Annotated in this window: 10 protein-coding genes, 1 tRNA gene and 2 pseudogenes; 3 read left to right on the top strand and 10 right to left on the bottom strand. The window is 71.3% G+C overall.

The window, feature by feature from the left end; genetic code table 11:
- Window positions 1-18: 18 nt before the first annotated feature.
- The gene (locus MA875_RS11665) at window positions 19-579 is read right to left on the bottom strand and encodes an FHA domain-containing protein FhaB/FipA (protein WP_248242458.1); all 561 of its coding nucleotides are present in this window, start codon (window positions 577-579) and stop codon (window positions 19-21) included.
- Entirely contained in the window at window positions 576-1,316 is a 741-nt protein-coding gene (locus tag MA875_RS11660; RefSeq protein ID WP_248242457.1) for an FHA domain-containing protein, read from the bottom strand. The genes MA875_RS11665 and MA875_RS11660 overlap by 4 nt, the downstream gene beginning before the upstream one ends.
- A 492-nt stretch (window positions 1,317-1,808) precedes the next feature.
- Here MA875_RS11660 and MA875_RS11655 point away from each other — a divergent pair.
- Both MA875_RS11655 and fdhA read left to right on the top strand, forming a co-directional pair.
- A tRNA-Leu gene (locus MA875_RS11655) sits at window positions 1,809-1,892 on the top strand.
- Between the two features lie 188 nt (window positions 1,893-2,080).
- The gene (gene fdhA / locus MA875_RS11650) at window positions 2,081-3,301 is read left to right on the top strand and encodes a formaldehyde dehydrogenase, glutathione-independent (protein ID WP_248242456.1); all 1,221 of its coding nucleotides are present in this window, start codon (window positions 2,081-2,083) and stop codon (window positions 3,299-3,301) included.
- Between the two features lie 58 nt (window positions 3,302-3,359).
- On the opposite strand, the pseudogene MA875_RS11645 reads toward fdhA, so the two are convergent.
- The 4 genes and pseudogenes from MA875_RS11645 to MA875_RS11630 all read right to left on the bottom strand — a co-directional run bounded on the left by MA875_RS11645 (window position 3,360) and on the right by MA875_RS11630 (window position 5,587).
- Window positions 3,360-4,103, bottom strand: a pseudogene (locus MA875_RS11645) (ABC transporter permease).
- Window positions 4,089-4,306: pseudogene (locus MA875_RS11640) on the bottom strand (ABC transporter ATP-binding protein); the annotation flags it as partial. The pseudogenes MA875_RS11645 and MA875_RS11640, both read right to left, overlap by 15 nt.
- 111 nt (window positions 4,307-4,417) lie before the next feature.
- The gene (locus MA875_RS11635) at window positions 4,418-4,909 is read right to left on the bottom strand and encodes a GNAT family N-acetyltransferase (RefSeq protein ID WP_248242455.1); all 492 of its coding nucleotides are present in this window, start codon (window positions 4,907-4,909) and stop codon (window positions 4,418-4,420) included.
- Between the two features lie 9 nt (window positions 4,910-4,918).
- On the bottom strand, window positions 4,919-5,587 hold the full coding sequence (locus MA875_RS11630) for a GntR family transcriptional regulator (protein ID WP_248242454.1): 669 nt from the start codon (window positions 5,585-5,587) through the stop codon (window positions 4,919-4,921).
- A gap of 316 nt (window positions 5,588-5,903) precedes the next feature.
- Between MA875_RS11630 and MA875_RS11625 the strand changes: the two genes are divergently transcribed.
- Complete coding sequence (locus MA875_RS11625) at window positions 5,904-6,110, top strand: cold-shock protein (RefSeq protein WP_179561133.1); 207 nt, start codon at window positions 5,904-5,906, stop codon at window positions 6,108-6,110.
- A 174-nt stretch (window positions 6,111-6,284) separates the two neighbouring features.
- On the opposite strand, the gene MA875_RS11620 is transcribed toward MA875_RS11625, so the two are convergent.
- Genes MA875_RS11620 through nucS form a run of 4 tightly spaced genes read right to left on the bottom strand, consistent with a single transcriptional unit; the run spans window position 6,285 to window position 11,197 of the window.
- Window positions 6,285-8,402 carry a bifunctional lysylphosphatidylglycerol flippase/synthetase MprF gene (locus MA875_RS11620; RefSeq protein ID WP_248242453.1) on the bottom strand — a complete coding sequence of 706 codons (2,118 nt, stop codon included), beginning with the start codon at window positions 8,400-8,402 and terminating at the stop codon, window positions 6,285-6,287.
- A 29-nt stretch (window positions 8,403-8,431) separates the two neighbouring features.
- The gene (locus MA875_RS11615) at window positions 8,432-9,718 is read right to left on the bottom strand and encodes a hypothetical protein (RefSeq protein WP_248242452.1); all 1,287 of its coding nucleotides are present in this window, start codon (window positions 9,716-9,718) and stop codon (window positions 8,432-8,434) included.
- A gap of 11 nt (window positions 9,719-9,729) precedes the next feature.
- Entirely contained in the window at window positions 9,730-10,458 is a 729-nt protein-coding gene (locus tag MA875_RS11610; protein WP_248242451.1) for an HAD hydrolase-like protein, read from the bottom strand.
- A gap of 43 nt (window positions 10,459-10,501) precedes the next feature.
- Complete coding sequence (gene nucS, locus MA875_RS11605; RefSeq protein ID WP_248242450.1) at window positions 10,502-11,197, bottom strand: endonuclease NucS; 696 nt, start codon at window positions 11,195-11,197, stop codon at window positions 10,502-10,504.
- Window positions 11,198-11,226: the final 29 nt, after the last annotated feature.

The following is an 11,226-nucleotide window of genomic DNA, read 5'->3' as shown; positions in this document are numbered from 1 at the left end:
GGAGAAGGGGTCCGTCCGCTACTTCCGGAGCTCGAAGGTGGTGGCCCCCACGCGGATGGGCGCACCGACCGTGATGGCGACCGGCGCCGACACGCGGGCGCCGTCGTGCCAGGTGCCGTTGGTGGAATCGAGGTCCTGCAGCATCCACTGATTTCCCCACAGCATGATGCGGGCGTGGTGGCTGGAGGTGTAGTCGTCGCGGATGACCAGGCCGGATTCGCTGGACCGACCGATCGTGAGCGGTTCGCTGCCGAGCGGCAGCTCGAGCCCGGCCTTCGGGCCGCTCGTGATGACGATGCGCGAGACGGTGGACGGGGTCGCCGGTCCGCCCTTCTGGGGCGCGGCGGCGGCGGCGGCCGGGCGGGCTCGTGCGACCGGCTCGGTGAGCGCCGACGGCGACGCGGGCGACTTCGTCACGGCGGGGGCCGCGGGGGCGGCTGCCGCGGCGGCGGGCTCGGGCATCTTCCGCGCCTTCATGCCGAACAGGTCGGCGCGCAGCGAATAGACGACCGCGAAGACGAAGAACCACAGCAGCACCAGAAAGCCGATGCGCAGGAGCAGGAGGGTCAGTTCACTCACGGCAGCGGCCCCTGTTCGCGGATATCGAAGGCGCGCGTCGCGTCGGGAGCCGGCCGGGACGGCCGCGGAGGTACCGCCTGCGCCACCACGCGGAAGACGATATCGGTTCGTCCGATCGTGATGGTGGAATCCGGCGAGAGCGGGGCTTCGCTCACCCGGCTGCCGTTCAGGAGGGTGCCGTTGGTCGACCCCAGGTCGCGGACCATCGCGCGCTCGCCGTCCCACAGCACCTCGACGTGCTTGCGGCTCGTCCCGGCATCCGAGATGGTGACGTCGGCGTCGCTCCCGCGACCGATGACGGTGCGGCCCTTCAGCAGCGGGTGCCGCTTGCCCTCGACGTCGATCACGCCGCGCCACGAGACCGCGCCCTCGGCGCTGGAGCTGTCCACCCGGAGCGTCCCGGTCGAGAGCTGGTCGTCGCGCTCGAGCGTGATGGTCACGGGGCCGGCGAAGCTGTAGCCCTGTGCACGGGCATGCTTCTCGACGAGCGACTGGAGCTCCTCGCCCAGGGCGGGGCCGATCGCGCGCATGCGCTCGTCGTCGCTCGGGGCGAGACGCACGGTGAAGGTGTGCGGGGTGAGGATGCGGTCGCGGCTGACGACGGCGGCCTTCTTGTCCAGTTCGCTGCGGAGCGCGGACGCGATCTCGACAGGCTGGATCCCGCTACGGAAGGTCTTGGCGAAGGCGCTGTTGACGGCGCGTTCGAGTCCCTTCTCGAAGCTGTCTAGTAGTCCCACGGGGCTCCTCAGGCAGGCGATCCAGTCGGTACATGTTAGTTGTCCAGCCTGGACAGGCGATCCACACCGCCTGCGACACGCGTCGCGCGCGTCCGCGATCGCGGCGGGTGGGCTTTGGCTGGCCGGGCGCACGGCCCCCTGCCTGGGCCGCGTGCGGACGGCCTGGCTTCCCCGCGGTGGGCCGCGACCCGTCGATGGATGCGGGTTCGCGGCATCCCGGGCAGCGTTTATCGACGGGTCGCGGTCCGTTCGCGCGTCGCGGCTGGTCGCGGAGAGCCGGGCTTCCCGCGCTGGGCCGCGAGCCGTCGAAAAGGGCGGGTTCACGGCATCCTGGGCAGCATTCATCGACGGGTCGCGGCTGAACTCGCCCGCGACAGAGCCCCGGAACGCGCCGGGGAGAGCGAGGGCGGATGCCACGGGCCGGCCGAAGGCGGGCTGAGCGGCGTGATATCCTCGGGAAGTTGAGTTTCGCGGGTCAGTGACCCTCGGCTCGCGCGAGTGGCGGAATAGGCAGACGCGCTGGCTTCAGGTGCCAGTGCCCGAAAGGGCGTGGGGGTTCAACTCCCCCCTCGCGCACAGCGACGATCAAGCCCCCGACCGGGGATTTTCCGGGCGGGGGCTTCGTCTTTCCCAGGCGGTGCGGTCGCTCGTCTTCTCGGAAAACCTCTTCCTGTCAAGGCATGGTGCCTCACCCACGCGCCGGTCATGCTCGACCCAGGAGGGTGCGATGCACCCTTCGTGTCGCGCACGACGAGAGGACGATGATGTCAACGAACAGAGCTGTCGCGTACAAGGGCCCCGGGGTGGTCGAGGTGATCGACACCGCCTACCCGGAGTTCGAACTCAAGGACGGGCCGGGCGTGAACCCGGCGAACGTCGGGCGGAAGGTGCCGCACGGCGCGATCCTCAAGACGGTGTCGACGAACATCTGCGGTTCCGACCAGCACATGGTCCGGGGTCGCACGACAGCGCCGGAGGGCCTCGTGCTCGGACACGAGATCACCGGCGAGGTCGTCGAGGTGGGGCCCGACGTCGAGTTCATCAAGGTGGGCGACATCGTCTCGGTCCCCTTCAACATCGCCTGCGGCCGGTGCCGCAACTGCAAGGAGGGCAAGACCGGGATCTGCCTCAACGTCAACCCCGACCGGCCCGGCAGCGCCTACGGCTACGTCGACATGGGCGGCTGGGTGGGCGGCCAGGCGGAGTTCGTGCTGGTGCCCTACGCCGACTGGAACCTGCTGAAGTTCCCCGACCGCGATCAGGCCCTCGAGAAGATCCTCGACCTGACGATGCTGTCCGACATCTTCCCGACCGGCTTCCACGGCGCCTACACCGCCGGAGTCGGTCCGGGCTCGACGGTCTACATCGCCGGCGCGGGTCCCGTCGGGCTCGCCGCTGCCGTGGGTGCTCAGCTCCTGGGCGCGGCGGTCGTCATCGTCGGCGACCTGAACGAGGAGCGCCTCGCCCAGGCACGCTCATTCGGCGCGGAGACCGTCGACGTCTCCCAGGGCGACCCGAAGGATCAGATCGAGCAGATCCTCGGTGTGCCCGAGGTCGACTGCGCGGTCGACGCTGTCGGGTTCGAGGCCCGCGGGCACGGCTCGGACTCCGGCCGTGAGGCACCGGCGACGGTGCTGAACTCGCTGATGGACCTCACCGCCGCCGGCGGTGCCCTCGGCATCCCGGGGCTCTACGTCACCGGTGACCCGGGCGGCATCGACGAGGCTGCGAAGGTCGGCTCGCTGTCACTGCGCCTGGGTCTGGGATGGGCGAAGTCGCTGTCGTTCACGACGGGCCAGTGCCCGGTGATGAAGTACAACCGCCAGCTGATGATGGCGATCCTCCACGACAAGGTGCAGATCGCCAAGGCGGTGAACGCGACGCCGATCTCGCTCGATGACGCCCCGCGCGGCTACGAGGAGTTCGATCAGGGCGCCGCGCGCAAGTACGTCCTGAACCCGAACGGGTACATCAAGACCGCGTGACGACGCCCGTGCTCGCGGGGTGCACGTTCGCCCCGCGAGCACGACGTCGCGTGTCGTCTCAGCGGAACCGGCGCCGGTACGCCACCGCCGCACCGAGGTAGGCCGCCACGAGGATCCCGGCGCACCAGGCGAGGGCGATCCAGAGGTCGGCGCCCGGCGCCTCGCCCGCCAGCAGCGCCCGCATCGCGTTGACGATCGACGTGACCGGCTGATACTCCGCGAACCACCTCACCGGCCCGGCCATCGTCTCGGTCGGAACGAAGGCCGAGCTCAGGAACGGCAGGAAGTCAGCGGGTACGAGAACGCGCTGGCGCCGTCGACGGTCTTCGCCGTGAGCCTGGCGATGACGGCGAGCCAGGTGAGCGCGAGCGTGGACAGGAGCAGGATGCCGCCGACGGCGAGCCATGCCCCGGCGCCCGCAGGGCTCCGGAACCCGATGACGAACGCGACGGCGACGACGACGCTCAGCGAGACCGCGTTCGCCACGACGGACGTGAGGACATGCGCCCACAGCACCGACGACCGAGCGACCCGCATCGACTGGAAGCGCTCGGAGATCCCGCCCTGCAGGTCGCGGGAAGAGCCGGTACGCGGTGTACGCGACCCCCGAGGCCACCGTGATGAGCCGGATGCCGGGCAGCAGGTAGCTCACGTACGACTCCCCTCCCGTCTGGATCGCCCCGCCGAAGACGAAGACGAACAGGAGCAGGAAGCCGATCGGCATCACGGCGGTGGTGACGATGGTGTCGGGACTGCGGAGGATGTGGCGCAGCGACCGTCCGGTGAGCGGCTGCTTCTCGATGTACTCGACCCGGGCGGGCGGGAACCGTCGCTTGAGGTCGTCGAGCGTGCCCTCGGCGATGATGCGTCCCTCGTGCATGATCACGATGCGGTCCGCCAGCTGCTCGGCCTCGTCGAGGTACTGCGTGGTCAGCAGAATGGTCGTGCCCCGCGGGCGACTTCGCGCACGGCCTCCCACACCTCGATGCGCGCCTGGGGGTCCAGTTCCGCTCCAAATGTGCGCGGGAGGGCCCCGGGGCGCACCGGCATGGGCTGGGGCGCGGGCGGGGGCGTGCGGGCGGGCGGCGAAGGGAGGAGGGATGCCGCGGCGCGGCCTCAGCTCCCGTCGAGGACCGGCAGCAGGGTGTACACCGCTTCTTCGACATCGCGCCCGACGCCCGGCGCGAACGAGGTGGTGCGGGAGACCTCGGTGAAACCGCACCGGGTGAGGACGGCACGGGAGGCGGCGTTGTGGACCGCGACGCGCGCGAACAGGGGTCGCACCGGCTCGCGCGAGACCAGGAGGCGCAGCGCCTGCGTCGCCACGCCTCTCCCCCACGCGTGGCGGGCGATCCAGTAGGTCACCTCGCGGTCGCCGTCGACGGTGAACGACCCTACCGCGCCGGCGAATGCGCCGTCCTCGGTGACGATGCGATAGGTGACGTCGTCGTTCTCGCGAATGCGGGTGATCCAGCGATCGAATGCGGCGCGGTCATCCGGATCGTCGGCGGTGAAGGCGGCGAGCTCCACCGCCACGGGGTCGCGCATCATCTCGAAGACGGCGTCGAGATCGTCGTCGTCGAGGTCTCGCAGTTCGATGTGGCCCACGAGGCCAACCTAGCGAGGGTCGTCCCCGCAGGGCGAGGGAAGGTGATTGAGCTCCATGAGGATGCGCTCGGCCGCATGCCCGTCGCGCGCGACGACCGCTTCCCGCAGGCGCCGGTACCGGGTGGTCCGCAGCTCGACGTCCTCCTCGGGCTGGGTCCATCCCTGCAGGTTCCGCTGCAGGGCGAGGCCCGCCTCGCGCATGATGGTGATGAACACGCGGTTGGCCGTCGCGCGGATGAGCAGCTGGTAGAACGCGGTCGTGCCGCCGAGGATCCCCAGGCCGTCGTCGCGCTCGGAGCAGTCGATCAGGGCGTCGACGGCGTCGACGAGGTCGGCGTGCTCCTCCTCGGTCGCCCGTGACAGCCCGAGGATCGCGGCGTCACCGGCGACGTAGGTCATGAACTCCGTCGTGTGCGCGTAGGCGTCGGGATGGGGTTCGCTCACCCGGGTGTACTTGTTCGCAGCGACCTCGATGAGGCCGAGGCGCTCCAGGCGCTGCAGGGCCTCGCGCACGGGGGTGCGGGAGACGCCGAGGCGGCTTGCCAGTTCGACGTCGCGAAGCCGGTCGCCCGGTCGCAGGGTGCCGCGCAGGATCGCCTCTCCCAGCACCGCGTAGACGTCGTCGCCGAGCGCCGCTCCCTCGCGGGGCGTCAGTGGAACGAAGTCGGTGTCGGCCATGGCGCCACAAGTGTATTCAACTGACACATGACTCGCACCAACACTGATATATCAGTACAGTGTGAGTTGTCGCGACCACGCGCCGTCCCTGTGACGGCGCCCGCGACACATCCGGGGGGATCCGTCGACGCCCGGGCCTCGAGCTCTCTGCTCGGCCCGGGCGGACGATGGACCGGCGTGTGCGGTGGGCCCGCGGCATCCCTGGCCGTCTTCTTTCGCAACGTTTGGGTCACCATCTCCCGGCGATGCGGCGCCCTTCGTTAGCGTGGATCACGCCGCGTGGGCGCTGGGCTCGCGGGCGGAGCGAAGGCAGTAGATGAGCACCCAGGGCACGGTCAAGTGGTTCAACTCCGAAAAGGGCTTCGGATTCATCGCACCGGATGACGGGAGCGCCGACGTGTTCGCGCACTACTCGGCGATCCAGGCGAGCGGCTACCGCTCCCTCGAGGAGAACCAGCGCGTCGAGTTCGACGTGGCCCAGGGCCCGAAGGGGCTCCAGGCCGAGAACATCCGTCCCGTCTGACGCTCCGCGCTGACCCGCGCCCTCTCCCGCGCCGCGTTTCCCGCGAGAGTGCATCGGGGCGCCGAGGATGCGGGGTATCCCCGAATTCTCGGCGCGCAGATGCACTCTCGCCGGCTGACGTGGACGGACGCGCGGCGGGGCGCCGGCAGGGCGGCGCGACGCGGACGCGCGGGGTCAGTCCTTTCCGCGCACCAGCTCCAGTCCGGCGCCGGCGAACTGCCGGAACGTCGCGTCGGGGAGGAAGGCGCGGGTGAGCCCGGCGGCGATCCGCGACAGGTCGCCCTCGTCGCGGTACAGCAGGTACATCGTCTCGTAGCGCGGGTTGAACTTCTGCTTGAAGCGGTGCAGGGAGCGGAAGCCGTAGACGGGCTCGAGCATCTGGGCGAGGCGGTCGGTGAGGTCGGCGATGACACCGGCATCGGCCGGATTCTCGTGGGCCAGCGGCGCACCCGACAGCGACAGCACGGCCGCGCCCTCATCGGCGAAGTGGCGCGCGGATGATCCGATGAGGAACTCCATCACCGGACCGAAGCCGCCTTCCCGACGCCGCATGAGGTCGAGGGTCCACCCCCGCACCTTCCCACCCGCACCATAGACGGGCAGCCAGGAGAGGAAGCCGTCCACGTCGCCCGCGGGCGAGAGGGCCAGCGCGAGGCGCACCTCGGGGTCTGCGGCCTCGATGAGCGTCCCGAGGGTGAAGCGCATCTCGGGAAGACCCTTGTCGCCGACCCACATCTCCGAGATCGCGCGCAGCTGCGCCTGCACACCCCAGGGTTCGTCGCCGAGCCGTGTCATGCGGAAGGTCATGCCCTCACGCTCGGCGCGGTTCAGCGACGAGCGCACGGCGCCCCAGGCCTTGCCGGTGAACTGCAGGCCGGGGAGGTCGACGATCGTGTCGTCGGCGACGACGAGGCTCCGCCATCCCTCGGGAACCGCCGCGCGGGTCGCCTCCCCGGCGCTGAAGAAGCACGGGATGAGGCCCGCGCGCTCGGCCGCATCGGCGAACTCACGCACCGAGGTCGCGCGCTTCTCCTCCGGCCCGAGCGGGTCTCCGAGCGCGATCGCCGTGCCGAGGTGCCGCTGATACGGCACGACGCCCGCGGTGGTGCGCGCGTAGGCCATGCCCTCCCACGTCGCCATCCACGACAGCGTGCCGCCGCCGTCGGCGCGGATGATGTCCTTCACCTCGGCGACGGTCGGTGCGGGCGTGGCGCCGAGACCCCGTCGCGGCTTCGCGCGGAAGGCCGCGCGCACCCAGACCAGGTAGATCAGGAGCATCAGCCACAGCGCCGCCGACACCAGACCGATCTCGGTCTCGCCGTCGATCACGACCTCGACCTGCGCTTCGCTGCTGAGGACGATCGCGACGACGATCAGCACGCCCACGAGCACGTTCAGCGCGCCGAGGATCAGGCCGAGCACCCACGCCCACCGCCGACCGAGCCGCAGCCCGTTGGCGATCACGGCGATGACGATCGTGTCGAGCGCGACGTCGAAGAACCCGCCCGAGACCGGCTCGGTGGGCCCGAACGGCCCGTTGGTCGGGACGATGATGAGGGCGATCTGGATGACGCCGAGCACGACGATCGACACGAAGGCGAGAAGTCGCTGCTCGCGGACCGTGATGCGCTGCACCCGCAGCGATCGGTCGACGAAGAGGATGAGCACGACCGCCACGGCATGCTCGAGGTCGGGGAGGGCTCCCCAGAACAGCAGCGCGACGAAGACGAAGCCGAGCAGCACGAGCCACCCGCGCACCCGCCAGGGCGGGGGGAACAGACCCACCGCGGCCGCGATGCACGCCATGGTGCCGCCCGAGGCGCCCACATCGAGCGCGGCCGCCTCGGTCTGCGCCCATTCCCAGGGCAGCAGCGCCGCGAACCACAGCAGCAGCGCCGTCGCGCACACGGCGAAGAGCTGCCCGATCCAGAAGTACGCGAAGGCGACACGCGTGCCGCGGTGATATTCCAGGTACGCCATGCCCCAGAATCCGGCGATCGTGAAGAGGTAGACCCACGGCTGGTTGACGAAGAAGGTGCCGGTGACCGGTGTCCACCATCGGCCCTCGAGCAGGGCGGGGAGACCGTACGCGACCGTGTCGTAGAGGTCGGCGTCTTCGAACGGTCGCCACAGCCCCTGCCAGATCACCCCCGCCGCGAGGATGAGGGCGACGAAGCTCAGGGTGGCGGGAATGCGCCCGATGACCCGGAAGACCGGATGCGACGCGCGCGGCGCCGCGCCCGCGGCATCCTCCGTCGTGGTGCCGCCTGCCCCGTCGCCCGCCCCCGCCATGGCACTCACCCTAGCGAGGGGGCGCGACCTCACTCGGGATCGCCGGCCGCACCCGTGTTCGCGGCGTACTGCGCGAGCGCCTGCGCGTCTTCGGCATGCCGGAGCGCGCGCCGGGCGGCGTCGAGTGCCTCGACGGGATCCTGCGCCTGACGCGCCGCCGCGAGGTCGCGCTGCGCCGAGATGAGACGTGCGCGGGCATCGGCGCCGGCGCGCACTCCCGTCATCGCCGCCTCGGCCAGGGCGACGCCGTTGCGCGCCGCCGCGAGGGTGCCGGGGAGCGCCGTGCGCGCACCCCTCAGGCGCTGCTGCGCGGTGCGCGCGTCGCCGAGCGCCGCGTCGAGCCGGTCGCGCAGCCGCGCGATCTCGCCGATCGTGTGGGTCGGGCGCCGGGCGGCGCCGGCTTCGAGGGCGTCGAGGGATGCCGCGACGGCGCGGATCTCGCCCCCGAGACGCTCGGCGTCGGCGGGCTCGAGCTTCGCCCGGATCGCCGTCGCCGCACGCAGCGCCCCGCGCGCCGACGCGAACTCGTCGGGCAGGGCCTGCGACGCCTGGGTGATGAGGCGATAGGTCTCCTCGAGCGTCCGGGCGTCGGCCTCGGCGCGGCGGAGGGCCCGTTCACCCGCGGCGAGGTCGGCCAGGGCGTTTCGGCTCGGGTCGGCCGCCGACCGCGACGCCTCGGCGAGGCGCTCCTCGGCCTCGTCGGCCTCGGTGACGGCGGCGCGGGCCGCGGTCGCGGCATCCTGGAATTCGCGCTCATCGAAGCGGGCGAGCTGCGAGATGAGCGCCTCGGGATCGCCCATCGCGGCGCGCACCTCGGCCAGTCGTGCCTGCGCCGAGCGGACCTGATCGCCCGCCGAGACATGCGAGGTGACCCACGCGGCATGGGCGGCGCGGGCGTCCGCGACGGTGCGCAGGGCCGTCTCGACGCGGCGCGTGATCGTCTCGGCCGTGCGGCGCACCCGCGCCGCCTCCTCGCCGGCCTCGAGTCGCTCGGCGAGGCGTCGGTACTGCTCGAATCCGTCGTCGCGCACGTGCTGCGCGGTCATCCGGGCGCGGCGGAGGGTCATCGGAGCGTCGCCGCCGTACAGCGCCCCCGAAAGGCTCACCTCGACGTCGAGATCGTCGACGGCGTCGTCCAGGCGCACGAGGGCCCGACCGGCCTCGTTCCGCGCCGCCTCGGCGGCCGCACGCGCCTTGGGCGATCGGCGCGAGCGCCGGAGCGCGATGAGGCCCGCGACGACGACGAGCGCGGTGACGCCGAACACGACGGCGGCAGGGATCACCCAGCGGAGGAGGTCGTCTGCCTGCTCGGTCATGGCGCTCTCGCTCAGCCGTCGCTGCCGGCGGGGTCGTTCGCGGCGGAGTCGCTTGCGGCCGCGTCGTCGTCGGAGACGAGGAGGAGCCGGCGCAGCTGCGCCGCATCCGAGACGACAGCCTGGGCACCCTCGGCCTCGTGGGGCCAGCTGAAGCCCCAGGTCACGAAGATGACGGGCACCTCGTGCTCGGCTCCGCCCTCGATGTCGTGGTGGCGATCGCCCACGAGCACGGGCCGGTCGGTGTCGACCCCGGCAGCCTCCAGGCGGCGGAGCGCCTCGGCGACGATGTCGGACTTGGCGCTGAGCGTCTTCTCGTCGGGGGTCGCCCCGGCGATGGCGGTGAAGAGCGGTGAGAGGTCGAAGTGGTCCATGAGGGCGACGACCTGCACCTCGGGTTTGGAGCTGGCGGTCGCCTGCGGGATGCCCGCGGCGTGGACGTCGTGGATGATCTCGGCGATGCCGGGGAAGAGCCGCGCGTCGGTGGTGTAGCCGTCCTGCTTCCCGAGCGTGCGGTAGAAGGCCACGGCCTCGGTGGCCTCGGCCGGCGTCATCCCCACGTTCACCTGGAACGACTCGTACATCGGCGGGCCGATCCAGTGGGCGAGTTCCTCGCGCGTGGGTGCGGGCTTGCCGAAGTGCTCGAGGGTGATGGTGAGGCGGCGGAGGATGCCGACCGACGCGTCGATGATGGTGCCGTCGACATCCCACAGGATGCAGGTCCAGGGTGAGCGCGTCGACATGACCTCCACGCTACAAGTCCGCGGGGCGCGCGAAGACCGCCGGTCAGAAGAGGCGCAGGTGACCCGAGTCGACGCCCTTCATCTCCTCGTAGTCGAGGGTGAGGCAGCGGATGCCGCGGTCGGCGGCGAGCACGCGCGCCTGCGGCTTGATCTCCTGGGCGGCGAAGACGCCCGTCACCGGTGCGAGGTGCGGATCGCGGTTGAGCAGCTCGAGGTAGCGGGTGAGCTGCTCGACGCCGTCGATGTCGCCGCGGCGCTTGACCTCGATCGCGATGGTGCCGCCCTCCGGGTCGCGCAGCAGCAGGTCGACCGGTCCGATCGCGGTCGGGAACTCCCGACGTACGAGCGAGACCCCCTCCCCCACGAGCGCGACCTGCTCGGCGAGGAGGCGCTGCAGGTCGGCCTCGACGCCGTCCTTCTGCAGGCCGGGATCGATCCCGAGGTCGTGCGACGAGTCGTGCAGCACCTCGTACAGGTGCACGAGCAGCGCGTCGCCGGTCTTGGCGTGCGTCACGCGCCACTGCTCGATGACGCCCGCCGCCGCGGCATCCTCATCCGGTGCCTGCACCGTCAGGGTGCACGGCGGACTCATCCAGTTCAGCGGCTTGTACGAGCCGCCGTCGGAGTGCACGAGGAGACTCCCGTCGCCCTTGTGGACGAGCAGGCGCGTCGCGAGGGGCAGGTGAGCGGTGAGGCGGCCCGTGTAGTCGACGGAGCAGCGAGCGATGACCAGGCGCACCCGTCGAGCGTAGTCGCCGCGGGCCGGTG

This window comes from Microbacterium kunmingense (assembly GCF_023155745.1).
GTDB lineage: Bacteria > Actinomycetota > Actinomycetes > Actinomycetales > Microbacteriaceae > Microbacterium > Microbacterium kunmingense.
This window is presented reverse-complemented; position numbering and strand designations above follow the sequence as displayed.